Raw genomic sequence first — 26,971 nt, forward strand, 5'->3', positions numbered from 1 at the left:
TCGCCCGCGAAATCCCTCGCGCGCGACCTCTACAGGAGCTTGGAACCTCATGGAAATCTTCGACTACGACAACATCCTGCTGCTGCCGCGCAAGTGCCGCGTGGAAAGCCGCTCGGAGTGCGACACCAGCGTGGAGCTGGGCGGGCGCCGCTTTCGCCTGCCCGTGGTGCCCGCCAACATGAAGACGGTGGTCGACGAGAAGATCTGCACCTGGCTGGCGCAGAACGGCTACTTCTACGTCATGCACCGCTTTGACCTGGACAACGTGCAATTCGTCAAGGACATGCATGCGCAAGGGTGCTTCGCATCGATCTCGCTCGGGGTGAAGCAGCCCGACTACGACACGGTGGACCGCTTTGTGGCCGAGGGCATCTGCCCCGAGTACATCACCATCGACATCGCGCACGGCCACGCCGACAGCGTGAAGAACATGATCACGTACCTGAAGGCCAAGATCCCCGCGGCCTTCGTGATCGCCGGCAACGTGGGCACGCCCGAGGCCGTGATCGACCTGGAGAACTGGGGCGCGGACGCGACCAAGGTAGGTATCGGCCCCGGCAAGGTGTGCATCACCAAGCTCAAGACCGGCTTCGGCACGGGCGGCTGGCAGTTGTCGGCGCTGAAGTGGTGCGCGCGCGTGGCCACCAAGCCCATCATTGCCGACGGCGGCATCCGCAGCCACGGCGATATTGCCAAAAGCGTGCGCTTTGGCGCCACGATGGTGATGGTGGGCTCGCTGTTCGCGGGCCACGAAGAATCGCCCGGCAAGACCGTGGAAGTGGACGGCGAGCTGTACAAGGAGTACTACGGCTCGGCATCCGACTTCAACAAGGGCGAGTACAAGCACGTCGAGGGCAAGCGCATCCTGGAGCCCATCAAGGGCAAGCTGGCGGACACCCTGACCGAGATGGAACAGGACATCCAGAGCTCCATCAGCTATTCGGGCGGCAAAAAGCTCATGGACATCCGCAAGGTGAATTACGTGATCCTGGGCGGCGACAACGCTGGCGAGCACCTGTTGATGTAAATTTTTCGGCCGACGTCGCAGCGAGGCAAAAAAATGGTGCATAATCCATGGCTGTGCTGCAACGCGGCACCTCTGAAAAGAGAGGGCTCTTAGCTCAGTTGGTAGAGCAGCGGACTCTTAATCCGTTGGTCGAGTGTTCGAGTCACTCAGGGCCCACCAAAGACAGCCAAGCCGAATCCGCAGCGCGGATTCGGCTTTTTTCATGGCGATCTGGGCTCCACGCCAGCCCGGCTCTCCCGCCCCTTCGCCCGCTTGATGCGGGCCTTCTCCTCCCCACCTATTCAGGCCCATCGCACCCCTGGCGCCCATCGCGGCCCCCGGGCGGCGCGGCGGACGCGCAACAGAGCGGCTTCAGAGAGGCGAGCAGCCTGTTGGTTGCGAACGCGCTGCTGCAGGGCTTGCCGGCGCCGGCATTGCAGGATCTGGCCCAGCATGCCCTCGCGCGCACGCACCCCGATGGGGAAACGCTGTTCCACGAAGGCGAAGCCGCCTGCCACTGCCTGCTGGTCGCGCAGGGTGCCGTGGAAGTGCTGCGCTATGACGCCACGGGCGAGGAGCGCATGCTGCACTGTTTCACCCCCGGGCAGTGGGTGGCCGAGGCGGCCATGTTCATGCCGCACGGGCTCTATCCGATGACGGCGCGCGCGCAAGGCGCCACGCGGGTCTGGCGCATTCCCCGGCAGGCGTTGCGCACGGCGTGCGAGCGCCACCCGCTGCTGGCGCTGCGGCTGCTGGAATCGCTGAGCCTGCGCCTGTACCACTGCGTGAACGAGGTGGACTGGCTCACCAGCAGCAATGCGCAGCAGCGCCTGGCCGCCTACCTGGTGGCGCGGTGCAGCGAGGGCGGCGAGCCGGTCGAGCTGCCCACCAGCCAGCGGCACCTGGCGGCGCGCCTGGGCATCCGCGCCGAGACGCTGAACCGCCTGCTCGCCCAGTGGCAGGCCAAAGGCTGGATCCGCGGCGAGCGGCGCACCTGGCGCCTGTGCGATGCACACCAGCTGCGTCAACTCGCCGCGCCCGGCACGCGCACGTTCTGACGCCCTGGCCACAGGGCCGCAACTTGGGTGGCTGGCGGCTGGCCGGCGCGCCCTCACCCACCGATAATGCGCCCACCATGCACATCCTGCGCAACGCCCGTCACCTGGCACGCCTGTTGTTGGCGTGCTTTGCCGTGTCGCTGGGCGTGGCGACGGCAGCGCCCTTCGTGCAGGCAGGCCATTTAGAGCGCGTCTGCACCGCCTCGGGCGAGGAGCGCTGGGTTGCCGCCGGCAACAGCGCGGTGGGCACCAACGATGCCTCCGACCCCGCGCATGCGCTGGACTGCGCCCTGTGCCTGCCGCCCCTGCTGCCCGCTCTGGATGCACCCCCGTGGCGCGGCCTGCAGCAGCTCCCGCATGTCCCATCTGCGGATGTGGTGCGCCAGACCCATGTACCGGCGCTCAGCCGCGCGCCTTTCCCGCCGCGCGCCCCGCCTGCGGCGCCACTCGCCCTCGCACCGTTTTGAAAACGGCGGGCACGGGCCACCGTGCACCCTCACTCTTCTCGCATACCACGGCAGCGCTGACCGCCTGCCCCATCGTTTATTCAAGGATTTTTCATGTTCTCCCAATCGCTCGTCTCCCGCTTCGCCATCGCCGCCACCCTGCTCGTGGCCGGCGCAGCCCACGCCCAGGTCACCGTGCAGGACGCCTGGGTGCGCGCCACGGTGCCGCAACAGAAGGCCACCGGCGCCTTCATGCGCCTGACGGCCGCGCAGGATGCCCGACTGGTCAGCGCCAGCAGCCCGGTGGCCGGCGTCACCGAAGTCCATGAAATGAAGCTCGTGGACAACGTGATGAAGATGCGCCCGCTGCCCGCGCTGGACCTGCCAGCCGGCCAGGCCGTAGAACTCAAGCCCGGCGGCTACCACATCATGCTGCTGGACCTGAAGCAGCCCGTCGCCCAAGGCTCGACCGTGCCCCTGACGCTGGTTTTCGAAGCCAAGGATGGCCAACGCACGACACAGGAGTTGCAGGCGCCCGTGCGCGCCGTCAGCGCCACGGCCGCACCGGCCATGGGCCATGGCAAGCCGCACGGCGGCCATTGAGACTCATCCGGTACGGCTGAAGGCTTTTTAGACCTCTAGCGCTTGCACAGCAAGCGCTGACAGCTATCAATAGCATAGCTTCCACACGCACCCATCGCGGGCGCGGACGAGGGGCTTGGCCGATAATGCGGCGCTTTGCACGGCGCCTGCGTTGCGCGCCCTCCCCCGATTTCCCACACCATGCACTCTGACGCGGAACACCTGTGGCGCGCGCCGCGCTGGGCACTGGCCATCCTGCTGGCTCTGCTGGGCATGGTGGGGCCGTTCGCCATCGACACGTACCTGCCCGCCTTCCCCGCCATCGCGGGCGCGCTGCAGGCCACACCGGTGCAGATGCAGCAGACGCTGTCGGCCTACCTGTTCGCGTTCGCCTTCATGACGTTGTTCCATGGCTCCCTGTCCGACAGCTTCGGGCGTCGGCCCGTGGTGCTGTGGGGCCTGGCCGTTTTCACGCTCGCTTCCCTGGGCTGCGCGCTGTCGCAGAGCATCGGACAGTTGGTAGCGTTCCGGGCGCTGCAGGGCCTGTCGGCCGGCGCGGGCATTGTGGTGTCGCGCGCCGTGATCCGCGACATGTTCCCGCCCACGCAGGCGCAGCGCGTCATGGCGCAGGTGACGATTTTCTTCGGCGTGGCGCCGGCCATCGCGCCCATCGTGGGCGGCTGGCTGTCGGTGCACCTGGGCTGGCACAGCGTGTTCTGGTTTTTGACGGGCGTGGGCGTGCTGCTGTGGGTGGCCAACTGGCGCCTGCTGCCCGAGTCGCTGCCCGTGCACAAGCGCCAGCCGATCCACATGGGCCACCTGCTGCGCGGCTACTGGGAATTGGGCACCAGCCCACGATTCATCCTGCTGGCGCTGGCCAGCGGCGTGCCGTTCAACGGCATGTTCCTGTACGTGCTGTCGGCCCCGGCCTTCCTGGGTGAGCTGCTGGGCCTGGGGCCCACGGAGTTCTTCTGGTTCTTCGTGATCAACATCGCCGGCATCATGGGCGGCGCCTGGGCCAGCGGCCGGCTGGCCGGTCGCATCCCGCCCAAGCGCCAGATCCGCCACGGCTTCGTGATCATGCTGGCGATGGCGCTGCTCAACCTGGGCGCCAACCTGGCGCTGGCGCCGCATGTGTCGTGGGCGCTGTGGCCCATCGGCATTTTCTCGTTCGGCTGGGCCCTGATGGTGCCCGTGGTCACGCTGCTGGTGCTGGACCTGTACCCGCAGCGCCGGGGCATGGCCTCGTCGCTGCAGGCATTCGTGGGCGCCACGGCCAACGGCCTGGTGGCGGGCGTAGTGGCGCCGCTGGTCATGCATTCGGCCCTGGCGCTGGCGGCGGCCTCACTGCTGCTGATGCTGGTGGGGCTGGTGTCCTGGATCTACCTGCACCACCGCTGGCCGGACATCGGCCGCCACACCATGCACGTGGGCTGAGAGCGGCGCGCGGCCCCGTGTGCCGCGGCGACCGGCGCCCCTGGCGCCGCAGTCGTGCAGCTTCTGCGTCTACCTCCCCGGCCCCGGACCGGTGCACGGCCACGTCCAGCAACTCACCCCTCAAGCCGCAATAGCCTGCCTTCCGAGAGGTTCACGGCCCCGGCCCGGACGAACGGGTTGTTGATCTCCTGCGCGGCCCCGGTGCGTTTCGCGGGGAGTTGGCGCGCAATAAAAAAGCCAGCCCTGGACGAGAGGGCTGGCTTGTCATGGGGTCCGCGCTGCCGGCTTAGCGGTCGTTGCGCGCCGGGCGCTTGCCGGCACCGTGGGGTACGAACGGCTTGCCCGCGCCCTGCGGCTTGGCAAACGCGGGCTTGCGGCCAAAGTCTGCGCGGGGTGCTGCAGCGTCACCGCGGCCACCACCATGGCGGCCGGCGTCACCAAACCGGGAGGCTTCGCCAAACCCGCTCTTGCGGCCATAGCCTTCACCGTCGCGGCGGCCGCCGAAGCTGTTGCCACGATCGCCACCGCGCGGTGCGCCATAGCTTTCGCCAGAGCGGGGGGCTGCGCCGCGCGGGCCGCGGTCGGCAAAGCCGCCACGGTCATTGAAGCCGCCACGGTCGCCGAAGCTGCCACGTGGGTCACGGTCGCCATAGCCACCACGATCACCAAAGCCGCGCTCGCTGCCGCCGCGGCCAAAGCGCTGCTCGCGCGGGCCACGGTGGCCATCACGCCCGCCACGACCGCCGAAGTCTGCGCGGCCGCCTTGCGGGAAGCGCTGGGTAGGCTCCAGGCCTGCGACCACCTCGGCCTTGAACTGCTGGCGGCTGTAGCCCTCGATGTCGAAGATCTTGCGGCGGTCGCGGAACTCGGCAAAGGTCACGGCCAAACCGTCGCGGCCGGCGCGGCCCGTACGGCCGATGCGGTGCGTGTAGTCCTCGGCCTTCATGGGCAGGCCGAAGTTGAAGACGTGGGTGATGGTCGGCACGTCGATGCCGCGCGCGGCCACGTCGGTCGCCACCAGGATCTGCACCTGGCCATTGCGCAGCGCCATCAGGCGGCGGTTGCGCAGGCCCTGGCTCAGGGCGCCGTGCAAAGCCACGGCACTGAAACCTTCCTGCTGCAGGTCATTGGCCAGACCATCGCACTCCACCTGGGTGCTGGCGAACACGATGGCCTGGTCGATGGAGGCATCGCGCAGCCAGTGGTCCAGCAGCTTGCGCTTGTGCTGCGCGTTGTCGGCCCAGTACAGCATCTGCTTGATGTTGGCGTGCTTTTCCTGCGGCGTGTCGATCTGGATCTTCTTCACCGACGCGCCGTTGTCGTGCATCACCCGCATGGCGAGCTGCTGGATGCGCGGCGCGAAGGTGGCGCTGAACATCATGGTCTGCTTGCGCTGGGCGGTGAGCTGGTTGATCTCGGCCAGGTCGTCGGAGAAGCCCAGATCCAGCATGCGGTCGGCCTCATCGACCACCAGGAACTGCACCTGGTCCAGCTTGATCTGCTGCGACCGCTGCAGGTCCAGCAGGCGGCCCGGCGTCGCCACCACCAGGTTGGCATTCTGCAGCTTGGCGATCTGCAACTGGTAGGGCATCCCACCCACCACGTTGGCGATGCGCAGGCCCTTGCAGTGCTTGACCAGATCGATGGCATCGTGCGCCACCTGTTGCGCCAGTTCGCGCGTGGGGCACAGCACCAGCGCACCGGGCGTCGCCGCCTTGAAGTTGCGCGCCTGCGTGGGGTTCTTGCGCTTGGGGCGCTTCGGGGGAGCCTCGCCACGCGCGGCCGCCTCGGCGGCGGCGCGCTCGAAAGCGGCGCGCTCGGCGACTTCGGCCTCGGCCTGTTGGCGGATCAGCGTGTGCAGCACGGGCAGCAGGAAGGCCGCAGTCTTGCCGCTGCCAGTCTGGCTGGAGACCATCAGATCGATGAAGCTCGCGTCATCGCCCGAGCCCATGGCCAAGGGAATCGCGCGAGTCTGCACCTGCGTGGGCTCGGTGTAGCCGAGGTCGGCCACAGCCTGCACCAGTTCGGGCGCAAGGCCCAGTTCGATGAAGCCGGCGGGCAGAGCGGGCGCGGCGGTGGTCGGAGAAACAGGCGCCTCAATCGAAGCGGCCATAGGGGATTGGGCAGGCGCGATCTCGCCCTGCACGTGCATGGTGTCTGTCATGTCGTATGTATGAAGCGCGCGGGTGCAACCCGCGGCGGCTTCGTCAGTGGTTCATCAAAACATCAACCATCCAACGAAACCTGCACCAGCAGTGAGAGCTGGGCGGGTGGGTCATTGACGCAGGCACTGGAACGCTGGAAACCGTTCAAGGCCCGCAACCCATTGTGAGAAGGGAGATGCGCAAGGGCTGCGCGATGCGGCCAAACCTTCAGTCGGGTTTGGGAGTCGTTTTCACGCAAGCCTGCAATTGTCGCACGATTCGGGTTTTCCCGCAAACGGGGATCAAACGGCCAGCAGATGCGTGCGGTAGTGCAGTAGTTCATCGATGGACTCGTGCACATCGGCCAGGGCCGTGTGGCGCTGCGCCTTCTTGAACGAGCTGTAGGCCTCGGGCTTCCAGCGCTTGGCCAGCTCCTTCAGCGTGCTCACGTCCACATTGCGGTAGTGGAAGAACGCCTCCAGCTTGGGCATGTACTTCACCAGGAAGCGCCGGTCCTGCCCAATGCTGTTGCCGCACATCGGCACCACGCCTTTGGGTACATAGCGCGACAGGAAGGCGAGCAGCTCGCGCTCGGCATCGGCCTCGGTGACCGTGGAGGCCCGCACCTTGTCAATGAGGCCGCTGCGGCCATGCGTGCCCTTGTTCCAGGCGTCCATGCCGTCCAGCACCGCGTCCGCCTGGTGGATGGCGAACACCGGCCCTTCGACGCGCAGCGTGAGGTCGGCACTGGTGACGACCACGGCGATCTCCAGCAGGCGTTCGGTTTCGGGGTTGAGGCCGCTCATTTCACAGTCCAGCCAGACGAGGTTCTGGTCGGATTTGGCAAGCGCGGGAACAGTAGGGTTGGCAGTGTCAGACATGCCGGGAATTGTCGCCGATGGCCTAAACTCGCGCGCAGATGCAGCCTCCTTCCGCCTCCCTCCTCTCGCCATCCCACCTGACCACACTGGTGTTCGCCGGACTGCTGCTCGCAGGCCTTGCCTTGCGCCTGTGGCTGGCCACACGCCAGATCCGCCACGTGGCGCAGCACCGCGGCGCCGTGCCCACGGCCTTCGCCCACCGCATTCCGCTCGCCGCGCACCAGAAGGCGGCCGACTACACCATTGCCAAGGCGCGCTTCGGCCTGCTGGAAATGGCGCTGACTACCGCCGTGGTGCTGGGCTGGACGCTGCTGGGTGGGCTGGATGCGCTGAACCAGGCGCTGCTGTCCTGGCTGGGCGGTGGCATGCTGCAGCAGTTGGCGCTGCTGGCCTGCTTCGTGCTCATCGGGGGTGCCGTCGACCTGCCCGTCGCGCTGTACCAGACCTTCGTGATCGAGCAGCGCTTCGGCTTCAACCAGATGACCCCGCGCCTGTGGCTGGCCGACCTGCTCAAGTCCACGCTGCTGGGCGCGGTGATCGGCCTGCCGATCGCGGCGCTGATCCTGTGGCTCATGGGTGCCGCCGGACCGCTGTGGTGGCTGTGGGCCTGGGGCACGTGGATGGGCTTCAATCTGCTGCTGATGGTGGTCTTCCCGCTGTTCATCGCGCCGCTGTTCAACAAGTTCCAGCCACTGGAGGACGAATCGCTCAAGGCGCGCGTCACCGCGCTGATGCAGCGCTGCGGCTTCGCAGCCAAGGGCCTGTTCGTGATGGACGGCAGCCGCCGCAGCGCGCACGCCAACGCCTATTTCACCGGTGTGGGCAAGGCCAAGCGCGTGGTGTTCTACGACACGCTGCTCAAACAGCTGTCGCCCGGCGAAGTGGAAGCCGTGCTCGCGCACGAACTCGGCCACTTCAAGCACAAGCACATCACGCGGCGCCTGGTCGGCATGTTCGCCATCAGCCTGGCGGGCTTTGCGCTGTTGGGCTGGCTGTCCACGCGCACGTGGTTCTACACGGGCCTGGGCGTGCAACCCAACCTGATGCTGCCGGGCGTGCCCGGCGCCGCGCCCAACGACGCGCTGGCGCTGCTGCTGTTCCTGCTTGCAGCGCCCGTGTTCACGCTGTTCGTCACGCCCGTACTGGCGCAGCTCTCGCGGCGCCATGAGTTTCAGGCCGATGCCTACGCTGCGGCCCAGAGCAGCGGCGACGACCTGGCGTCCGCCCTGCTCAAGCTCTACGAAGACAACGCCTCCACGCTCACGCCCGATCCGGTGTTTGCGAAGTTCTACTACTCCCACCCTCCCGCCACGGAGCGCCTGGCGCGTCTGCCCGTGGCCTTGCAGCCATGAATTCTATGTTCCCCAAGAAAGACTGGTCCACACAAACCAGGCGCGCGCTCACAGCTACTGAAATAGTAGCAAAACTGGTCGATCTGCCGGGCTGGCAACTGTCCGGCGACGGCGCCGATGTCGCCATCGAGAAGACCTACCGCTTCGCCAACTACCACGAGACCATGGCCTTCGTGAATGCCGTGGCCTTCATTGCCCATGCGCAGGACCACCACCCCGATCTGTCGGTGCACTACGGCCGCTGCGTGGTGCGCCTGAACACGCATGATGTGGCCGGCATTTCGGCGACCGACATCGATTGCGCGACGCGCATCGATGCACTGCTCGCACCCTGAGCCCATGGCCCAAGCCCCTGCGCGCCTTGAAGGCCTGGTGGTCGCCAGCCACGGCCGCCATTGCGTGGTGGAGAGCGCGGGCGGCGAGCGCCGCATCTGCCATCCGCGCGGCAAGAAGAGCCAGGCCGTGGTGGGCGACCGCGTGCTGTGGCAGCCCGCCGCGCCCGGCCAGGGCCGCGGCCATGGCGACGAGGGCACCATCGAAAAGGTGCTGGAGCGGCGCAACCTGCTGTACCGCCAGGACGAGGTGCGCACCAAGTCGTTCGCCGCCAACCTGGACCAGGTGCTGATCCTGATCGCGGCCGAGCCTGTGTTCTCCGAAAGCCAACTCGCGCGCGCCCTCATCGCCGCGGAAGCGGCGCGCATCACGCCGTTGATCGCGCTCAACAAGAGCGACCTGGTCGAGCCGTTCGCGCGCGCCTGGGAGCGCCTGTGGCCCTACCGCCATATGGGGGGCGAGCAGGACACGCAGCACCACTACCGCGTGCTGCCGCTGTCACTCAGCGAATCGGGGGCGGTGGACCGCGACATGCTGATGCACCTGCTGGCCGGCAAGACCACGCTGGTGCTGGGCCCCTCGGGCGCCGGCAAGAGCACGCTGGTCAACCTGCTGGTGCCCGGCGCCTCGGCGCAGACGGGCGAGATCTCGCAGGCCCTCAATTCGGGCCGCCACACCACCACCACCACCACGCTGTACTGGATCGACCCGCAGCGCACTACGGCGCTCATCGATTCGCCCGGCTTTCAGGAATTTGGATTGCGCCACCTCGCGCCCACCGATCTGGCGCGCTACATGCCCGACATCGCAGCCCATGCCGAGGGTTGTCGCTTCTACAACTGCACCCACCTGCACGAGCCCGGGTGCGCGGTGCAGGCCCAGGTGCGTGACGAACAGGACGCGCAGGCCATCAGCCCCCAGCGCTACCGCATCTATGGCGAGTTGTTCGCGGAGTTGAGCGAGAGCCCCTACTGAGTTTGAAGCAAAAAGTGGCTTTTGCGCTTATACAGCATGCGCTGACAGCTATTAAATAAGGAGCATCACCCCAGCAGCCGCGCGAAGGTGAGCAAGGCCAGCAGCAGCATCCACACCACGACCGAGCGCCACACCAGCCCCACCACGCTGCGCAGGTGGCCTACCTCGGGCTCGCGGCCAGGAGTACTGTCGCTGTCGCCAATGTCGGCGTCCACCTCGAAGCCCGGCTGCACCTGCGCACCTGCGCGGCTGCGCAGCGCCTCGCCGCCCAGGCGCACATTGATGGCCCCGGCGGTTGCCGCCAGCACCACGCCATCGTTGTCGTTGGGGAAGCGCTGTGCGTGGAAGCGCCAGCCCTCGATGGCCTCCTCGAAGCTGCCCACCACGGCAAAAGACAACGCCGTCAGCCGTGCGGGAAGCCAGTCGATCACCGTCCATGCCTGGGCCGCGGCCTGCTGCAGCGACTCGCTGGGCGGCTGCGTCGCCTCGCGCGCACGCGCGCCCCAGTAGCGCGACACGAACTCCGCCAGGCGGTAGAGCACCGCCCCGGTCGGGCCCAACCCCAGCGCCGCAAGGATGGAGAACCACGCCAGCACGCCAAACACATGACGGTGCGCCGCAATCACCGAGTACTCGATCACGTGGCGCACGATCTCGCTGCGTGGCAGCTCGCTCACCTCCACCTGCTTCCACTGCGCCAGGCGCGCCCGCGCATCGGCCGCGTCGCCCTCCTCCAGCGCGTCGCGTATCCCCGTGAAATGGTGGCTGAACTGGCGAAAACCCAGCGTCACGTAGAGCACGGCCACGTTCCAGACCAGGGCGAACGGCCACCCCAGCCAGTGCAGCAGCGCCAGGTGCACCGCCAACACCACCAGCGGTGGCACCAGCACGGCCAGTCCCCAGGCCACCCAGCCGTGGTGCGACTGCCCCGCATCGAAGTTGCGGTTCACCGACACCGCCCAGGCACGCAGTCCTGCATGGATGGGGTTGCTGCGCGCGAGCGGTCTCGCCTGCTCGATCAGCAATGCGAACAGGATGGCAAAGAAACTCATGCAGCAATCATACTGGCGCTTGTTACAAGGCCCAACACCACGGGCGACAGCGCGGCAGCCTCGCTGCGGCGCCCCCTTCAGGCCATCATGAAACGGTAGAAGTTGCGCAGCATGCCAGCCGTGGCACCCCAGATGTAGCGCGTCGTCGCGCCGTCCTGGTAGGGCATGGCGAACCATTCGCGCTGCGCGCCTTGCCACTGCAGCCGGTGACGCTCGTGGTGCGCGGGGTTGAGCAGGAAGTCCAGCGGCACCTCGAACACGTCGGCCACCTCGTACGGGTTAGGCTGGAGCGCGAAGCCCGGCCGCACCAGCGCGACCACTGGCGTGACGAGGAACGAGGTGCCCGTCACATACATCGACAGGTTGCCCAGCACCTCGACCCAGTGCGGCTCCAGGCCTACCTCCTCCTGCGCCTCGCGCAGCGCGGTGGCGGCGGCATCGCGGTCTTCGGGATCGGTGCGCCCCCCCGGAAAGGCCACCTGGCCGGAATGCGTGGACAGGTGCGCCGTGCGCTCGGTGAGCAATACCGTGGGCCGATCGCGCAGCACGATGGGCACGAGGACGGCGGCGTGCGCGGGCTCGCGTTCCGCGAACTTCTTCTCGCGCTGCACCTCAGGGGTCCAGGGCGGCGGCGCGGCAAAGCGCAGGCGCAGTGCCTCCGGCGTCTGTGCATGCGGGGGCACGGCGGGTAAATGGTCGTCCACCCCTACGAGCGGCACGGTGCGCGGATCGAAGTGAGGCAGCGAGGACAGCGAAGGCAGGGCCGCCGCAGAGGACGCGCCGACAGGACGATGAGAGCTCACGGGGGTTCAAAAAGAAAAAACCGCTACAGGCTTTCGCACTGTAGCGGTTTCGAGTCGCGCGGTGAGCGCAGCCGTATTTATGCGGCCACTGCAGCTGCCTTGACGCGCGAAGGCAGCTTTTCCTTGATACGCGCCGACTTGCCGCTGCGCTCGCGCAGGTAGTACAGCTTGGCGCGGCGCACGTCGCCGCGGCGCTTCACTTCGATGCTGGCGATCAGCGGGCTGTAGGTCTGGAACGTGCGCTCCACGCCTTCGCCGCTGGAGATCTTGCGCACGGTGAAGCCGCTGTTCAGGCCACGGTTGCGCTTGGCGATCACGACGCCTTCGTAGGCCTGCACGCGCTTGCGGGTGCCTTCCACCACGTTCACGTTCACGATGACGGTGTCGCCAGGCGCGAACGAGGGAATGGTCTTGTTCAAGCGGGCGATTTCTTCCTGCTCGAGGATCTGGATCAGGTTCATGGTTGGTTTCCGACGATCATGTCCGCGCCAGGATTGGCAGGGCGCCCCTATTGGCGCCTTTGTGGCTATGGTTCAGGCCCACAGCGGCCGGCCAGAGGATCGAGAACAGGCGATTATAGCAAGCTTGCGTTTTGCGCCAAGAGGGCCTCGTCCGCGCGCGTGAGCTGCCCGCGCTCGCGCGCGGCCTGCAGCAGGTCCGGGCGGTGGCGCGCGGTGATGAGCAGGCGCTGATCGCGCCGCCAGCGCTCGATTTGCGCATGGTGGCCAGACAGCAGCGGCGCGGGCACGGCGCGGCCGGCCCATTCCTCGGGGCGCGTGTAGTGCGGACAGTCCAGCAGCCCGTCCAGCGCGGGGTTGAAGCTGTCGAGCTGGTGGCTGCCCTCGTCGTGCAACACGCCCGGCTGCAGGCGCGCCACGGCGTCCAGCAGCGCCATGGCCGCGATCTCGCCGCCCGAAAGCACGAAGTCGCCCAGGCTGATCTGCGCATCCACATAGGCGTCGATGAAACGCTGGTCCACGCCCTCGTAGCGTCCGCACAGCAAGATGGCACCCGCGCCAGCGGACCAGTCCTGCACCGCGGCATGGTCCAGCCGGCGGCCAATGGGGGAGAACAGCACCAGGGGCGCCCGCGCCTGCTCGCCCTCGGCGCGATCGGCGCGGATGGCGGCCAGGCAGCGCGCCAGCGGCTCGGCCAGCATGACCATGCCGGGGCCGCCGCCAAAGGGCCGGTCATCCACGCGGCGGTAGTTGCCCTCCGCATGGTCGCGCGGGTTCCACAGCCGCACCTCTACCTGGCCCGACGCGTAGGCGCGCCGCGTCACGCCGCTGGCAAGAAACGGCTCGAACAGCTCGGGAAACAGGGTGATGACATCGAAACGCATGGCACGCGGACAACCGCCTCAATAGTCGGGTTGCCAGTCCACGGTGATGCAGCGCCCCGCCAGGTCCACTTTGTCCACATAGGCCGACACAAAGGGAATCATGCGCTCGTGCGGCTTGCCTTCGTGCTCGTAGGCTAGCACCAGCGTGGTCTGCGGCCCCGTGGGCAGCAGGTCGCGCACGGTGCCCAGCGCCACGCCCTCGCGGTTGACCACAGGCAGGCCGATCAGGTCCACCCAGTAGTACTCGTCATCGCCCGCCGCGGGGAAGTTGGCGCGGGGCACGAAGATGCGCGCGCCGCGCAGCGCCTCTGCTGCGTCACGGTCGTCCACACCCTGCGCCCAGGCGACCACCGAGTCCGAATGCGTGCGCGCCTGCCGGATGGGCAGCAGCACGGTGCCGGTAAAAAAACTCTTGGCGCCCTTTTCCGCCGGCTGCAACAGCCAGGACTTGGCGGCGAGCAGGGCCTCGGGGTTGCTGCTGTAGGGCAGCACCTTGAACCACCCTTTCACGCCCCAGGCATCGGTGATGCGGCCCACCTCCACGGCGTCGGAGGGCAATTCGGCGGGTTCCAGGACAGGCAGCTGGGGCATGGCGGCGGGATGCGAGGGTGAGGCAAAGAAAAAAGGCGGGGTCCGTCAGTTGCACCAACGGAGCCCGCCCTTTTCGGGAGTGCGAACGATCAGGCGGCCTTCTGGGCGGCTTGCTTGATCAGACGGTCCACGGTGGGAGAGGGTTGTGCGCCCACGCCCTTCCAGTACGTCAGGCGGTCCTGGGCGATGCGCAGGCCTTCTTCGCCTTCCTTGGCAGAAGGGTTGTAGAAGCCCAGGCGCTCGATGAAGCGGCCGTCGCGGCGCACGCGCTTGTCGGCAACGACGATGTTGAAGAACGGACGGCCCTTGGAGCCGCCGCGGGAGAGTCGAATCACGACCATAATGAATCCTTCGGGTGGTTACACAGCAGTGGCTGCGCTCTGTTTTGCGGCGTTTGAGACACGCGACTTGGCCACCCGGCCAGCGACACGCTGCAAAGTCCGCGATTATATCCACAACACAAAAAAGATGCCCCTCATCCGCGCCAGCCGGGACGAAGACGTCGCCGCCATCACCGCCATCTACACCCACCACGTGCTGCACGGCACGGGCACCTTCGAGATCGACCCGCCCACGGCGCAGGACATGGCGGCGCGGCGCGCGGATGTGCTGGCCAAGGGCCTGCCCTACCTGGTGGCCGAAGAAGCGGGCCAGGTCCTGGGCTTTGCCTACTGCAACTGGTTCAAGCCCCGCCCGGCCTACCGTTTCTCTGCCGAGGATTCAATCTACATCGCCGACGCGGCGCGCGGCCGGGGCCTGGGACGGCAGCTGCTGGAGGCCCTCGCCATGCAGGCCGAGGCCGCCGGCGTGCGCAAACTCCTGGCGGTGATCGGCGACTCGGCCAATGCGGGCTCCATCGGCGTGCACCGGGCCGCAGGTTTCACCGATGTGGGCGTGATGCGCTCCGTGGGCTGGAAGTTCGGCGCCTGGCGCGACATCGTGCTCATGGAAAAGCCCCTGGGGGCGGGCGATACCACCGCCCCCGAATGAAGGCGCGCCAATAATCGCGGCCATGAAGAACAAGACTGTTGCCGCGTGGCTGGCGTTCCTGGGCGGCCCGCTGGGGTTGCACCGCTTTTACCTGTACGGACTGGGCGACTGGATCGGCTGGCTGCTGCCGATCCCCACGGCCCTGGGCGTGTACGGCATCCAGCGCGTGCAGCAATGGGGGCAGGACGACCAACTGAGCTGGATGCTGATTCCGCTGCTGGGATTCACGATCGCAGGCTGCGCACTGCGCGCGATCCTCTACGGTCTGATGACGCCCGAGCGGTGGAACGCGCGCTTCAACCCCGCTGCGGCGCCCGACGCCGCGCCGGGGCGGACGCACTGGTTCACGGTGTTTGCCATTGCGACATCGCTGCTGGTGGGCACGGCCGTGCTGATGGCCAGCATTGCCTTCAGTTTCCAGCGCTACTTTGAATACCAGATCGAGGAAGCGCGCAAGATTTCACAATGAAATCAGGCTCTAGCGCTTGATGGACAAGCGCGAGCAGCTACTAAAACGATAGCAAAATCACTCCAGCCTGGCAGATCGCGGGCGCCGCGCACTGCGGCATAAAACTGGCGTCCACCGGCTCCGCCGCCCCCGCAAAGGTCGTCAATAGAGCTGCAGGCTCACCCAATAGGCGATCGCCGCCACGAAGGCGCTGGCGGGGATGGTCAGGATCCACGCCCAGACGATGTTGCCGGCCACACCCCAGCGCACGGCGCTGGCGCGCTGGGTGGAGCCCACGCCCACGATCGCGCCCGTGATGGTGTGGGTGGTGGACACGGGGATGCCCAGCGCAGTGGCGATGAACAGCGTCATCGCGCCGCCGGTCTCGGCGCAGAAGCCCCCCACGGGCTTGAGCTTGGTGATTTTCTGGCCCATGGTCTTCACGATGCGCCAGCCGCCGAACATGGTGCCCATGCCGATGGCCGCGTAGCACGAGATGATGACCCACATGGGGGGCGAGGCATCGCCCGCCGAGGCGTAGCCCGTGGCGATCAGCAGCAGCCAGATGATGCCGATGGTCTTTTGCGCGTCGTTGCCGCCGTGGCCCAGGCTGTAGGCCCCGGCGGAGACGAGCTGCAGCCGGCGGAACCACTTGTCCACGCGGTTCGGACTGGTGCGACGGAAGACCCAGGCCACGATCAGCATCATCAACGAGCCCAGCAGGAAACCCAGCATGGGCGACACGAAGATAAAGGCCACGGTCTTGAAGATGCCGCTGGCCACCAGTGCGCCCGCGCCGGTCTTGGCGATCACCGCGCCCACGATGCCGCCGATCAGTGCATGCGATGAGCTGCTGGGGATGCCGTAGTACCAGGTGATGACGTTCCAGGTGATGGCCCCCACCAGCGCGCCGAAGATCACGTGGGTGTCCACCACGCTCGGGTCCACGATGCCCTTGCCGATGGTGGCCGCCACGCTCAGGTGGAACACGAAGATGGCGACGAAGTTGAAGAAGGCCGCGAAGACCACGGCCTGCGTGGGCTTGAGCACGCCCGTGGAGACCACGGTGGCAATGGAGTTGGCGGCGTCGTGGAACCCGTTCATGAAGTCGAACACGATGGCGAGCGCCACGAGCACGACCACGATCCACAGGGCGGTTTGTACTGTTTCCATGCTGGGAATGAGGGGGCGAGCCCTGCCAGGAATGCGAAGCGCAGGCCTGCGGCCGCGCCTCAGGAGTTCTCGAGGATGATGCCCTCGATGAGGTTGGCCACGTCTTCGCAGCGGTCGGTGATGGTCTCCAGCAGCTCGTAGATGGCCTTGAGCTTGATGACCTCGCGCACGTCCGGCTCCTCGCGGAACAGCTTGCTCATGGCGCTGCGCAGCACGCGGTCGGCGTCGCCCTCCAGGCGGTCGATTTCCTCGCAGGTCTTGAGCGCGGCCTCGGCCACGGCCGGATCGGCAATGCGCGACAGCAGCTTCACCGCGTCCTGCACGCGCTCGCAGCACTTGAGGCTGAGGTCCGTCAGGCGGCTGATCTCGTCCGTCATGTGGTGGATGTCGTACAGCGCCATGGTCTCGGCCGAGTCCTGGATCAGGTCGGCCACGTCGTCCATGGTGTTGATCAGCGAGTGGATCTGCTCACGGTCGATGGGCGTGATGAAGGTCTTGTGCAGCGTGCGGTTGACCTCGTGCGTCACGCGGTCGGCGGCGCGCTCGGCGTTGTCCACGTCCTGGTTGTACTGGTCGCGCAGGTGGGTGTCGCTGTAGTTCGCCACCAGTTGCGAGAACGCCCGCGCGGCCTCGACGATGCGGTCTGCATGCTGGTTGAACATCTCGAAAAAATTGCCCTCGCGGGGCAACAGCTTTCCAAACAACATGCCGACTCCTGATCGAACCTTCTGGCGGTATATGTGACGCAGAGATGACCAAAACGTGACAAATCTGCGAAAACCGCGAGTTTAACCGGCGCCAGACAGCCGCCCGGCGCACCAGGTCAAAGCGGATGCGCAGAGACCGGCGCCCCCCCGGCAGGGCCTGCGCGGCTCGGCTCCTACGCGCTGCGGAAGATGAAATACACCGCCCCGACGAGGCACAGACCCGCCCAGAGGTAGTCCCATTTGAGCGGCTCGTTCAGGTAGAACACGGCGAAGGGCACGAACACCGTCAGCGTGATCACCTCCTGCATGATCTTGAGCTGCCCCACGCTGAACTGCGTATGCCCAATGCGGTTGGCCGGCACCTGCAACAGGTATTCGAACAGGGCGATGCCCCAGCTCACCAGCGCCGCCACGTACCACGGGGCGGTGGCCAGGTTCTTCAGGTGGCCGTACCAGGCCATGGTCATGAAGATGTTGCTGGCAACCAGCAGCAGGATGGTCTGGAGGGGGATGGGCAGGGATTGCAGGGCGTGCATGGCGCGGCGGATTTTACAAGCCAAATCACACTCTAGCGCATATCCATCAAGCGCTGGTAGCTATAAAAAACAAAGCACCGCCGCAGCGGTGCCTGTTCCAGCGGCCAGCGGCCGCCCTTTCACTCACCCAGGTAGGCGGCGCGCACGCGCGGATCGCTGAGCAGATCCCGTCCCCCGCCGGCCATGGTGATCAGGCCGGACTCCATCACGTAGCCGCGGTCGGCAATCGCCAGCGCGCGGCTGGCGTTCTGCTCCACCAGCACGATGGTCACGCCCAGGGCGTACACGTCGCGCACCACCTCGAAGATCTTGTCCACCATAATGGGCGACAGGCCCATGGAGGGCTCGTCCAGCAGCAGCACCTTGGGCTGGCTCATCAGCGCGCGGCCCATGGCCAGCATCTGCTGCTCGCCACCGGACATGGTGCCCGCCAGCTGGTCCTTGCGCTCGCGCAGGCGCGGGAAGATGGTGAACATCTTTTCGATGTCGGCGGCAATGCCCGCCTTGTCGTCGCGCGTGTAGGCGCCCATGAGCAGGTTCTCGGTGATGGTCATGCGCGCGAACACGCCGCGCCCCTCGGGCACCATCACCAGCCCCTGCTTGACCAGGTCCCACGCACCCTTGCCCTTGATGCTCTGGCCCAGGTACTCGATGTCGCCATTGTTCATGCCCAGTGTGCCGGTGATGGCCTTCATGGTGGTGGTCTTGCCCGCCCCGTTGGAGCCGATCAATGTGACCAGCTCGCCCTCGCGCACCTCGAAGTCCACCCCCTTGACGGCCTGGATGCCGCCGTAGGCCACCTTCAGGCCCTTGACCTGCAATAGAACTTTGTTGGATTTTTCGGCCATGTCTTGCGTCCTTCAGTGCCCGCCGGTGCCCAGATAGGCCTCGATCACTTTTTCGTTCTTCTGCACGTCGGCAGGGGTTCCCTCGGCAATCTGCTTGCCGTAGTCCAGCACCGTGACACGGTCGCACAGGCCCATGACCAGCTTCACGTCGTGCTCGATGAGCAAGATGGTGCGGTTGTCGTTGCGGATGCGGTCGATCAGCTCGCGCAGTTGCACCTTCTCGGTGGCGTTCATGCCGGCGGCGGGTTCGTCCAGCGCGATCAGTTGCGGATCGGTGGCCAGGGCGCGCGCGATCTCCAGGCGGCGCTGGTCGCCGTACGACAGCGTGCGCGCCTTGAAATCGGCGTACTTGCCGATGCCCACGTAGTCCAGCAGCTCCTGCGCGCGCTTGGCGATGGCCGCCTCCTCCTCCTTGAAGCTCTTGGTGCGGAAGATGGCCCCGAAGAGCCCGGAATGCGTGCGGATGTGCCGCCCCACCATCACGTTCTCCAGCGCCGTCATGTCGGCGAACAACCGGATGTTCTGGAAGGTGCGCGCAATGCCCGCCTTGGCCACCAGGTGCACGGCGCGGGGCTCGTAGGGCTGGCCCGCCAGTTCAAAACTGCCCGCATCGGGCGTGTACAGGCCGGTGATGACGTTGAAGAACGTCGTCTTGCCCGCGCCGTTGGGACCGATCAGGCCATAGACCTGGCCTCGCTGGATGGTGATGCCCACGTCGGACAGCGCCTGCAGGCCGCCAAACCGCTTGGAGATGCCCGCGACCTTCAGCACCACTTCTTTCGATGTATCTGCCATGTTGTTGCTCTACCGGTGGTGTCAGGACTTCTGCGCAAGGCTCTTGCCATGCTCGGGCGCGGGCCACAGGCCCCGCGGGCGCAGCAGCATCACGATGATCATGGCCAAGGCGATCAACAGTTGGCGCAGGATGGAGGAATCCAGCCGCCCGTCGGTCATCGCCTGCAGCGGGCCGGCCACGTAGCGCAGCACCTCGGGCAGCGCGGACAGCAGCACGGCACCCAGGATCACGCCGGGAATGTGGCCGATGCCGCCCAGCACCACCATGGCAACGATCATCACCGACTCCATCAGGCTGAACGACTCGGGCGAGACGAAGCCCTGGAACGCGCCGAACATGGCGCCGGCCACGCCGCCGAACGAAGCGCCCATGCCAAAGGCCAGCAGCTTCATGTTGCGGGTATTGATGCCCATGGCCTTGGCGGCGATCTCATCTTCGCGGATGGCCATCCACGCGCGCCCAATGCGCGAATCCTGCAGGCGATAGCACACCAAAATGGTGACCAGCACCAGGAACAGGAACAGGTAGTAGTACAGCGTGACGGAGTTGATGTCGTAGCCGAACAGCTCCAGCCGCTTGCCCAGGTCCAACCCGAAGATCTTCACCGAATCGATCTGCCCCAGGCCCTTGGGGCCGTTGGTGATGTTGACCGGGTGGTCCAGGTTGTTCATGAAGATGCGGATGATTTCGCCAAAGCCCAGCGTCACGATGGCCAGGTAGTCGCCGCGCAGCTTGAGCACCGGTATGCCCAGCAGCACGCCGGTGCATGCCGCCAGCACCAGGGCCAGCGGGATCACCATCCACAGCGACATGTGCAGCCCGTCGGGGAAATTGGCGGCAAACCAGGCGAAGTTCTCCGTCAGGTGCGGCGAGGCCAGCAGGCCGAACATGTAGGCGCCCACGGCATAGAAGGCCACGTACCCCAGGTCGAGCAGGCCGGCGTAACCCACCACGATGTTCAGGCCCAGCGCCAGCATCACGTACAGCAGGGCCAAATCAGCGATGCGCACCCAGGCGTTGCCGAAGTACTGCAGCACCAAAGGCAGAACCAGCAGCGCAATGCCGCCCAGGATCCATTGGATCTTGAGGTTTTTCATGGTCGTTGGCTCCTCAGGCGCGGTCGGCCACACGCTCACCCAGCAGGCCCGAGGGGCGCAGCGTCAGGATGATGATGAGCACGATAAAGGCGAAGATGTCGGTGTAGTGGCTGCCCAGCACGCCCCCGGTGAGGGTGCCGATGTAGCCGGAGCCGATGGCCTCGATGAGCCCCAGCAGAAGTCCGCCCACCACGGCGCCAGCCAGGTTGCCGATGCCGCCGAACACCGCCGCGGTGAACGCCTTCAGCCCCGGCAAGAAGCCCATGGTGTGCTGCGCCGTGCCGTAGTTGGAGGCCCACATGATGCCGGCGATGGCGGCCAGCACCGCGCCGATGATGAAGGTGGCCGAGATCACCATGTCGGGCTTCACGCCCATGAGCGCGGCCACGCGCGGGTTCTCCGCCGTGGCGCGCATGGCGCGGCCCAGCCGTGTGTAGTTGACCAGGTAGACCATGGAAGCCAGCGCCACCACCGTCACGCCCAGGATCAGCACCTGGGTGGTGGTGATCACCGCGCCGCCCACTTGGAACGGCTGGGTGGGCAGCAGCGTGGGGTACGGTTTGTAGTTAGGCTTCCAGATGATCATCGCCAGCGTCTGCAGCAGGATCGACATGCCGATGGCGGTGATCAAGGGGGCCAGGCGCGGGCTGTTGCGCAGCGGCCGGTAGGCGACTTTTTCGATGGTGAAATTGAGTACCGCCGCCACCACGCAGGCGATCAGCGTGGCCAGCAGCAGAATGAGCCAGCCGGGCGCGCCCGGCATGGCCTCCTGCATGAGGCCGATGCAGCTCCAACTGGTCAGCGCGCCGACCATGAGCACTTCCCCGTGCGCGAAGTTGATGAGCTGGATGATGCCGTACACCATGGTGTAGCCCAAGGCTATCAAGGCGTACATGCTGCCCAGAACCAGACCATTGATGATCTGCTGCAGCAAGATGTCCATATGTTGAGTCCTTTGTATCGACTATTGACGTGCACACCAGCCAAGCACCGCGAATCGATGCAGCCTTGTGGGCCCGTTCGCCATCTAGCAAAAAAACCGCCAGGCAAAGGTCTGCGCGGGTTTGTGAAGAAATTGCAGTCAGAGGAAACACGCCGTCCCTACCACGTTTGGACGGGGTTTTCCCTTGATTGGAGGGCCCATCAGGCGGGTGCCGCGCGCATTAGGAATATTGATGATTGCGACGCGATCAGGGAATGCGCTTATTCCCAATGGTCATGGATTGGGCTGAACAATGCCGTGCAACGGGACCGTGGTCGGCCCGCCGCTAGCCCCTCACACAGCCACTCGAAGCCTAGGCGTCTGGGGGCATGGCGTCGGGGCCACCCTGCGCGGCCGCATTGCGCGCGCGCAGTTCATCGAGCTTTTGGCCGATCTTGATCTCCAGCCCGCGCGGCACCGGTGCGTAAAAGCCCGGCGGATCCATGCCATCGGGCAGGTAGTTCTCGCCCGCGGCAAAGCCGCCCTCTTCGTCGTGCGCGTAGCGATAGTCCTTGCCGTAGTCCAACTGCTTCATGAGTTGGGTGGGCGCATTGCGCAGGTGCAGCGGCACGGGGCGCGTGCCGTCTTGCTTCACGAAGGCGCGGGCCTTGTTGTAGGCCATGTAGCCCGCATTGCTCTTGGGCGCCACGGCGAGGTAGATGACGGCCTGCGCCAGCGCCAGCTCGCCCTCCGGGCTGCCCAGGCGTTCGTAGGTCTGCGCAGCGTCGTGCGCGATCTGCATGGCGCGCGGATCGGCCAGACCGATGTCCTCCCAGGCCATGCGCACGATGCGCCGCGCCATGTAGCGGGGGTCCGCCCCGCCGTCGAGCATGCGCACCAGCCAGTACAGCGCAGCATCAGGATCGGAGCCGCGCACCGACTTGTGCAGCGCGCTGATGGTGTCGTAGAACTGTTCGCCACCCTTGTCGTAGCGGCGCATGCGCTCGCCCAGCACCTGCAGCAGCCAGGCGTCTTCGATGCGCTCGATGCCCGCCTGGCTTGCGGTGACCTCCAGGGTTTCCAGCGTGTTGAGCAGGCGCCTCGCATCCCCGTCGGCATAGGCGATGAGGCGCTCCAGCGCTGCATTTTCAATAGCTGGTAGCGCTTGCAGCGCCTGGGCCTTGGCCACAATTTGCTTCAAGTCGTCGCTGCCCAGAGGCTGCAGCACATAGACCGCGGCACGCGACAGCAGGGCCGAGTTGACCTCGAACGAAGGGTTCTCGGTGGTCGCCCCCACGAAAGTGAACAGGCCGCTTTCCACATGCGGCAAGAACGCGTCCTGCTGGCTCTTGTTGAAGCGGTGCACCTCGTCCACGAAGACGATGGTGCGCTGCTGCATCAGCCCGTCGCGTGCGCTCTCGGCCAGCTGCACGGCATCGCGGATGTCCTTCACGCCGCCCAGCACGGCGCTGATGCTGATGAACTGCGCATCGAACGCCTCGGCCATCAGGCGCGCAATCGTGGTCTTGCCCACGCCGGGCGGCCCCCACAGGATGCAGCTGTGCGGGCGGCCCGATTCAAACGCCAGCCGCAGCGGCATGCCCGGCCCCAGCACATGCTGCTGGCCAATGACCTCGGCCAGCGAACGCGGACGCAGGCGTTCGGCCAAGGGCTGGTGGGCAAGCGGGGAAGCGCGACTCATAGCGTATCGAGCGGGCTCAACACCCCGCGCCCGCCCTTGCTCATAGAGACGGACACATTGCGCTCAACAGCCAGTTGGGTCAGAAAAGAGGTGACCTCCGGCGCCCCCATCTCGCGCGGATGGCGCTTGTCATGGAACAAGATGAAACGGCGCGCCCAATCCACGTAAGCCTGCTCGGTGCGAATGGAATAGTGCAGCACCCGGATGCGCTCGCGCATCGACTCCAGCAGCCGGGGCGGCTGTCGCACGGCGGGTTGGCATGAAACGGAAGGCGCATCCATCCGTGAAATTTTAGGCGGTCTAAATTACCGCTGCCATGGGCGTTTTTGGAGAGGCTTGACAGCCTGCTTGACTTAGGCCGCGGCCGGTCGATAGCATGCAGAGATCTAATTCTAGTTAGCCTGCCTTTTATTCCTGCTCATTTCAGCCCATGAATATTCAAGCGCCATTTACCCTCCCAAGCGTTTATCCGCTGGGTGTTTGGCGTTCGCTCGGGCTTCGCCTGCGTGGGTTGCGCCAGTTTCAATCCTTTTTGGCCTCTAGCCCTTGTACAGCAAGCGCAGGCAGCTCTTTTTTTCGTAGTCAGTGGCCTGTGCGGTCACTTTCGTTTTTGCGCTTTGGGTCTAACCCGGCGCTCAAGCCGACCCGCATACTGCGGGCGGCTTATCTTGTCCGTTAGCCATCACATTACAGAGGATGCCTCTTGTACTTCTACGTTGACGAGAGCGGGCACACCGGCCCCAACCTATTCGACCCCGACCAGCCAATGCTGTACTACGGCGTTCTTTCCAGTCAGGTCAACGTCGACTTCCTGGCCGAGGAACATCTTCAAAAATTAAGGCGTCAGGCGCAAGTGACGCGCCTTCATGCAAATGAACTTGGCAACGGTGGTTTAGTACCTTTGATTGAAGGGCTCGCTGCAATCCAACGAAGACTCGACTTTCGATTTGACCTTTATCGGGTTGCAAAGCCAGATCACGCGATCATTTGCTTTTTTGACCAAGTCTTTGACCATGGAAATAATCCCGCTATTACTTGGTCGGGTTACTGGACACCAATGCGCTATGTACTGCTACTCAAACTGGCGACATTATTCGACGAAGACCTTGCCAAGCGCGCATGGGAGGCTCGGATTGAAATTGATGATGCAAAAGCGGAAGCAGCACTTGTGTCCGTCTGCATGGATTTGCGTTCCCGGGTAGGAGAACTACCCGATGCTCGATCCCGGCAGCTTATCTCCGATGTCCTCACATGGGCTGAGAAAAATCCGTCCGAGATCTACTACAACACCAAGAGCAAGAAAGATCGGCTACAGGTCACGCCCAACATCATTGGTTTCCAGTCAGTAATGCATGGCATTGCCTCTCGCCTGAAGAAGCAACGGAAGAAGGAAGCCGCGATCATCGTTGACCAACAGTCTCAATTCAACAAAGCTCAGAAGTCTCTCTCTGAATACTTCGCTGCAATGAGTGGGATTCCGGCAGTTAACGGCCCAGGCCTTCCGGCAATCGATTTCAGTGGCATGCCGAAAACTCCCATCTCATTTTCGTCTAGTGCAACCAGTGGAGGGCTTGAGCTTGTCGACGTTCATCTTTGGGTATTTAAGCGCGTGATGGAAAAGAAGGAACTTGCCCCAGAACTGTATGCCCTCGTCAAACCACACATTCACCGAGGGCGCACAGATGAAATCTCGTTGAATGCACTCGCGGCCAGATGGGAACGCTGGTTTGAAGAATTGCCTGATCCCACTGAGGAGCAGATTGCGAAAGGGAAAGAGCTAATGGCAATCGATGAAGAAAGGCGCCTTCGTGCAGTGCGCGGCGATGGCTAACCTCTCATTCCACCGGACCTGCGCGAAAAGCCGCGCAGGCCGGTGAATTCAAACGTTAGGGGATGAATGCCGCTGTATACCTATGTCATTTCCTTCAAAGGCTCGACACACGTTGCACAAAGCAGTCACAGCAACTTTCGAGGCTTTATTAACTGGGTTGAAAGTATTTCCAACCTCAGCCCAGCTCTTAAACAAGAACTGGCGCACAAAGCGTATAGCGGAGATTTTTCAGCCATTGAAAACAAAAAACATGTCTGGAAAAAATCCATTGAAGTTGGCGGGAGTGAGCTTATTGTTCATGCAATTCAGACTCAGCCCTAACCCGGCGCTCAAGCCGACCCGCATACTGCGGGCGGCTTACCTAGCCCGTTAGATTTTTTATTAATCAAATCATGGCCTATCAAGCAACCGTAATTCCTGTAATGATTGCCTCCCCCGGCGATGTCGTTGAAGAAAGAGAATTAATTAGACGAGTGATACATGATTGGAATGACGTAAACGCCGAATCAACTCATGCAATATTGACGGCAGTAGGCTGGGATACACATTCATCCCCGGAAATTAGCACCCGAGCACAAGAGTTAATAAATAGCCGAATTTTAAAAAATTGCGATTTATTAATTGGCGTATTTTGGACTAGACTTGGAACACCCACCGGCGACTTCTCTAGCGGTACAGTCGAGGAAATAGATAACCATATCAAAGCAGGAAAGCCTGCAATGATATATTTCTCTTCGAAGCCGGCTGCCCCAGAAAGTATTAATGCAGATCAATATGAAAAAGTAAAACAATTTCGAGATTTATTAAAGTCCAAAGGTCTTATTGAAACATTTGATACGCCTGAGGAATTAGAGCGTAAGTTCTCAAAACAGCTACAAGTTTCTCTAGCCAAAAATCCATACTTAAGAGGCCTAATTGGAACTCACCCCACGCTTGGCTTGGTTGGAATTCCTAGCGTAGGCAGCACCTCTATTTCCATTGAAAACAAACTAACCAATGAAGCAAAGAATATACTCAAATTGGCGAGCACGTATCAAGATGGATTAATACTAAAAGTTTCCTATATTGGAGGGAAAACAATTCAAGTTGGAGGGGAGCAGCTTGGTGGTAATTCAGGGCGAGAGAGCGCAAAATGGGAATCTGCTTTAGATGAGCTTATATCATCGGGTCTAGTCGTCGAACGCGGTCATAAAGGCCAAGTCTTTGAGCTTACTCATAAAGGATGGGAAGTTGCAGATAAAATCTAACATTTCGTCGCAGACGACCGCCTACGGCGTCGGCTGAACTCAAGGCGTTAGGCCTCAGAAAGCATCAACCCTGTCCGTTCGGGCATCTATAAACCCAACGCTAATGCCAACATCCAAACCAAGGCGTCCAGTGTCTGCAGCGACCAAGGCCAAGCAGGAACAGGCTGCCAAGGAGCGTCGCATGGCAAAGCTCTATAGCAATCTGGATGCAGCGGTCGAAAATTTGAATCGGTTGATCGAGTCGGGAAAGTTTTTTGACCCGGTTCCCAAGAAGCAAAGTCGCAAAAGGTCCCCCACAGTCAAGCTTCCGGTTTTCATCAAGAAAGTCGGAGCGATCACAATCACATCGGACTAACCGCTCGACTATCACCGCTATGGCAGTTTCAAAGACAAGATAAAAACTGAGGGACTCTTAACTCAAGGTCAGATCCGCTTCACATACACCAACTCTCAAGGTGAAATAACCATACGTACTGTTAACTTGATCGCCGTCTATCCAGCTGAGTCACCAGAATACCTCGTTGGATACTGCGAATTGCGAAAAGAGGAAAGGACGTTCAGGTTAGTCAGCATTCAAAATCCAATCGACACGCAACACGAAAGCCCAATCTCCGACATGGAACGTTGGCTCTCTGATCGCAACCGCTAGTGCTTATGCCGCGCTACTGCCTA

At 64.1% G+C, this 26,971-nt stretch carries 32 protein-coding genes, 1 tRNA gene and 1 pseudogene; 17 read left to right on the plus strand and 17 right to left on the minus strand.

The genetic code is table 11. The features are described 5' to 3' along the window. Positions 1-49: 49 nt before the first annotated feature. From K2L43_RS14360 to K2L43_RS14385, 6 genes are all read left to right on the plus strand, one after another. Positions 50-1,027 (plus strand): GMP reductase, encoded by a 978-nt coding sequence (locus tag K2L43_RS14360; RefSeq protein WP_015914016.1) that lies wholly within the window; start codon positions 50-52, stop codon positions 1,025-1,027. Positions 1,028-1,110: 83 nt separating this feature from the next. Then, positions 1,111-1,186 (plus strand) — tRNA-Lys (locus K2L43_RS14365). A 212-nt stretch (positions 1,187-1,398) separates the two neighbouring features. Continuing rightward, positions 1,399-2,064 carry a Crp/Fnr family transcriptional regulator gene (locus K2L43_RS14370; protein ID WP_103737390.1) on the plus strand — a complete coding sequence of 222 codons (666 nt, stop codon included), beginning with the start codon at positions 1,399-1,401 and terminating at the stop codon, positions 2,062-2,064. Positions 2,065-2,141: 77 nt separating this feature from the next. Beyond that, positions 2,142-2,531, plus strand: coding sequence for a DUF2946 family protein (locus tag K2L43_RS14375; RefSeq protein ID WP_103737389.1), 390 nt, complete (start codon positions 2,142-2,144; stop codon positions 2,529-2,531). 93 nt (positions 2,532-2,624) lie between these two features. Then, the gene (locus K2L43_RS14380; protein WP_103737388.1) at positions 2,625-3,113 is read left to right on the plus strand and encodes a copper chaperone PCu(A)C; all 489 of its coding nucleotides are present in this window, start codon (positions 2,625-2,627) and stop codon (positions 3,111-3,113) included. Positions 3,114-3,293: 180 nt separating this feature from the next. Beyond that, on the plus strand, positions 3,294-4,529 hold the full coding sequence (locus K2L43_RS14385; protein WP_088886188.1) for a multidrug effflux MFS transporter: 1,236 nt from the start codon (positions 3,294-3,296) through the stop codon (positions 4,527-4,529). 286 nt (positions 4,530-4,815) lie between these two features. Here K2L43_RS14385 and K2L43_RS14390 read toward each other — a convergent pair whose 3' ends face one another. Continuing rightward, a complete protein-coding gene (locus K2L43_RS14390) occupies positions 4,816-6,693 on the minus strand; it encodes a DEAD/DEAH box helicase (RefSeq protein WP_220637836.1) in 1,878 nt (625 codons plus the stop codon). Positions 6,694-6,975: 282 nt separating this feature from the next. After that, entirely contained in the window at positions 6,976-7,554 is a 579-nt protein-coding gene (orn, locus tag K2L43_RS14395) for an oligoribonuclease (protein ID WP_011806464.1), read from the minus strand. A gap of 38 nt (positions 7,555-7,592) precedes the next feature. On the opposite strand from orn, the gene K2L43_RS14400 reads away from it, so the two are divergent. Genes K2L43_RS14400 through rsgA form a run of 3 tightly spaced genes read left to right on the plus strand, consistent with a single transcriptional unit; the run spans position 7,593 to position 10,214 of the window. Next, the gene (locus tag K2L43_RS14400) at positions 7,593-8,906 is read left to right on the plus strand and encodes a M48 family metallopeptidase (RefSeq protein WP_172208088.1); all 1,314 of its coding nucleotides are present in this window, start codon (positions 7,593-7,595) and stop codon (positions 8,904-8,906) included. After that, positions 8,903-9,241, plus strand: a complete 339-nt coding sequence (locus tag K2L43_RS14405) for a 4a-hydroxytetrahydrobiopterin dehydratase (protein WP_088886185.1) — start codon at positions 8,903-8,905, stop codon at positions 9,239-9,241. Before K2L43_RS14400 ends, K2L43_RS14405 begins: the two co-directional genes overlap by 4 nt. Before the next feature lie 4 nt (positions 9,242-9,245). Then, positions 9,246-10,214 carry a ribosome small subunit-dependent GTPase A gene (gene rsgA, locus K2L43_RS14410; RefSeq protein WP_041838880.1) on the plus strand — a complete coding sequence of 323 codons (969 nt, stop codon included), beginning with the start codon at positions 9,246-9,248 and terminating at the stop codon, positions 10,212-10,214. A gap of 65 nt (positions 10,215-10,279) precedes the next feature. Here rsgA and K2L43_RS14415 read toward each other — a convergent pair whose 3' ends face one another. From K2L43_RS14415 to rpsP, 6 genes are all read right to left on the minus strand, one after another. Then, on the minus strand, positions 10,280-11,266 hold the full coding sequence (locus tag K2L43_RS14415; protein ID WP_088886184.1) for a CobD/CbiB family protein: 987 nt from the start codon (positions 11,264-11,266) through the stop codon (positions 10,280-10,282). 77 nt (positions 11,267-11,343) lie between these two features. After that, positions 11,344-12,069: a CoA pyrophosphatase gene (locus tag K2L43_RS14420; RefSeq protein ID WP_369799245.1), complete on the minus strand. Its 726-nt coding sequence runs from the start codon at positions 12,067-12,069 to the stop codon at positions 11,344-11,346. A gap of 77 nt (positions 12,070-12,146) precedes the next feature. After that, complete coding sequence (gene rplS / locus K2L43_RS14425) at positions 12,147-12,530, minus strand: 50S ribosomal protein L19 (RefSeq protein ID WP_011806470.1); 384 nt, start codon at positions 12,528-12,530, stop codon at positions 12,147-12,149. A gap of 113 nt (positions 12,531-12,643) precedes the next feature. Then, positions 12,644-13,411 carry a tRNA (guanosine(37)-N1)-methyltransferase TrmD gene (gene trmD, locus K2L43_RS14430; RefSeq protein WP_196995789.1) on the minus strand — a complete coding sequence of 256 codons (768 nt, stop codon included), beginning with the start codon at positions 13,409-13,411 and terminating at the stop codon, positions 12,644-12,646. 18 nt (positions 13,412-13,429) lie between these two features. Next, positions 13,430-14,002 (minus strand): ribosome maturation factor RimM, encoded by a 573-nt coding sequence (rimM, locus tag K2L43_RS14435; protein WP_135148182.1) that lies wholly within the window; start codon positions 14,000-14,002, stop codon positions 13,430-13,432. An 89-nt stretch (positions 14,003-14,091) separates the two neighbouring features. Then, complete coding sequence (rpsP, locus tag K2L43_RS14440) at positions 14,092-14,343, minus strand: 30S ribosomal protein S16 (protein ID WP_011806473.1); 252 nt, start codon at positions 14,341-14,343, stop codon at positions 14,092-14,094. Positions 14,344-14,470: 127 nt separating this feature from the next. Here rpsP and K2L43_RS14445 point away from each other — a divergent pair, with 127 nt between their 5' ends. Together K2L43_RS14445 and K2L43_RS14450 are read left to right on the plus strand one after the other, a co-directional pair. After that, positions 14,471-14,992, plus strand: a complete 522-nt coding sequence (locus K2L43_RS14445; RefSeq protein ID WP_220637837.1) for a GNAT family N-acetyltransferase — start codon at positions 14,471-14,473, stop codon at positions 14,990-14,992. A 22-nt stretch (positions 14,993-15,014) separates the two neighbouring features. Further along, a complete protein-coding gene (locus K2L43_RS14450) occupies positions 15,015-15,461 on the plus strand; it encodes an NINE protein (protein WP_011806475.1) in 447 nt (148 codons plus the stop codon). 141 nt (positions 15,462-15,602) lie between these two features. Here K2L43_RS14450 and K2L43_RS14455 read toward each other — a convergent pair whose 3' ends face one another. The 9 genes and pseudogenes from K2L43_RS14455 to K2L43_RS14495 all read right to left on the minus strand — a co-directional run. Further along, positions 15,603-16,613 carry an inorganic phosphate transporter gene (locus K2L43_RS14455; RefSeq protein WP_011806476.1) on the minus strand — a complete coding sequence of 337 codons (1,011 nt, stop codon included), beginning with the start codon at positions 16,611-16,613 and terminating at the stop codon, positions 15,603-15,605. A gap of 59 nt (positions 16,614-16,672) precedes the next feature. Continuing rightward, the gene (locus tag K2L43_RS14460; RefSeq protein WP_135148180.1) at positions 16,673-17,320 is read right to left on the minus strand and encodes a DUF47 domain-containing protein; all 648 of its coding nucleotides are present in this window, start codon (positions 17,318-17,320) and stop codon (positions 16,673-16,675) included. A 173-nt stretch (positions 17,321-17,493) separates the two neighbouring features. After that, on the minus strand, positions 17,494-17,856 hold the full coding sequence (locus K2L43_RS14465) for a DMT family protein (protein ID WP_011806478.1): 363 nt from the start codon (positions 17,854-17,856) through the stop codon (positions 17,494-17,496). A 119-nt stretch (positions 17,857-17,975) separates the two neighbouring features. Next, complete coding sequence (locus K2L43_RS14470; RefSeq protein WP_047349847.1) at positions 17,976-18,704, minus strand: ABC transporter ATP-binding protein; 729 nt, start codon at positions 18,702-18,704, stop codon at positions 17,976-17,978. 12 nt (positions 18,705-18,716) lie between these two features. Further along, complete coding sequence (locus tag K2L43_RS14475) at positions 18,717-19,499, minus strand: ABC transporter ATP-binding protein (protein ID WP_011806480.1); 783 nt, start codon at positions 19,497-19,499, stop codon at positions 18,717-18,719. A gap of 21 nt (positions 19,500-19,520) precedes the next feature. Further along, positions 19,521-20,597 (minus strand): ABC transporter ATP-binding protein, encoded by a 1,077-nt coding sequence (locus K2L43_RS14480; protein WP_220637838.1) that lies wholly within the window; start codon positions 20,595-20,597, stop codon positions 19,521-19,523. A gap of 13 nt (positions 20,598-20,610) precedes the next feature. Beyond that, entirely contained in the window at positions 20,611-21,540 is a 930-nt protein-coding gene (locus tag K2L43_RS14485; RefSeq protein WP_011806482.1) for a branched-chain amino acid ABC transporter permease, read from the minus strand. A gap of 352 nt (positions 21,541-21,892) precedes the next feature. Beyond that, positions 21,893-23,221, minus strand: a complete 1,329-nt coding sequence (locus tag K2L43_RS14490) for a replication-associated recombination protein A (protein ID WP_047349849.1) — start codon at positions 23,219-23,221, stop codon at positions 21,893-21,895. A 44-nt stretch (positions 23,222-23,265) separates the two neighbouring features. Next, a pseudogene (locus tag K2L43_RS14495) lies at positions 23,266-23,502 on the minus strand (phage integrase N-terminal SAM-like domain-containing protein); the annotation flags it as partial. Between the two features lie 149 nt (positions 23,503-23,651). On the opposite strand from K2L43_RS14495, the gene K2L43_RS14500 reads away from it, so the two are divergent. The 6 genes from K2L43_RS14500 (at position 23,652) to K2L43_RS19245 (ending at position 26,948) form a co-directional block, all read left to right on the plus strand. Further along, positions 23,652-23,900, plus strand: a complete 249-nt coding sequence (locus tag K2L43_RS14500) for a DUF1010 domain-containing protein (protein ID WP_220637840.1) — start codon at positions 23,652-23,654, stop codon at positions 23,898-23,900. Positions 23,901-23,924: 24 nt separating this feature from the next. Continuing rightward, positions 23,925-25,052 carry a DUF3800 domain-containing protein gene (locus K2L43_RS14505; protein WP_220637841.1) on the plus strand — a complete coding sequence of 376 codons (1,128 nt, stop codon included), beginning with the start codon at positions 23,925-23,927 and terminating at the stop codon, positions 25,050-25,052. A 66-nt stretch (positions 25,053-25,118) separates the two neighbouring features. Then, a complete protein-coding gene (locus K2L43_RS14510) occupies positions 25,119-25,373 on the plus strand; it encodes a hypothetical protein (protein ID WP_220637842.1) in 255 nt (84 codons plus the stop codon). A gap of 71 nt (positions 25,374-25,444) precedes the next feature. Beyond that, complete coding sequence (locus K2L43_RS14515; RefSeq protein WP_220637843.1) at positions 25,445-26,299, plus strand: hypothetical protein; 855 nt, start codon at positions 25,445-25,447, stop codon at positions 26,297-26,299. Positions 26,300-26,429: 130 nt separating this feature from the next. Beyond that, positions 26,430-26,654 (plus strand): hypothetical protein, encoded by a 225-nt coding sequence (locus tag K2L43_RS14520; protein ID WP_220637844.1) that lies wholly within the window; start codon positions 26,430-26,432, stop codon positions 26,652-26,654. A 39-nt stretch (positions 26,655-26,693) separates the two neighbouring features. Further along, entirely contained in the window at positions 26,694-26,948 is a 255-nt protein-coding gene (locus K2L43_RS19245; RefSeq protein WP_220639012.1) for a WYL domain-containing protein, read from the plus strand. Positions 26,949-26,971 lie beyond the last annotated feature (23 nt).

It is taken from the genome of Diaphorobacter sp. MNS-0 (assembly GCF_019602835.1).
GTDB lineage: Bacteria > Pseudomonadota > Gammaproteobacteria > Burkholderiales > Burkholderiaceae_C > Diaphorobacter > Diaphorobacter nitroreducens.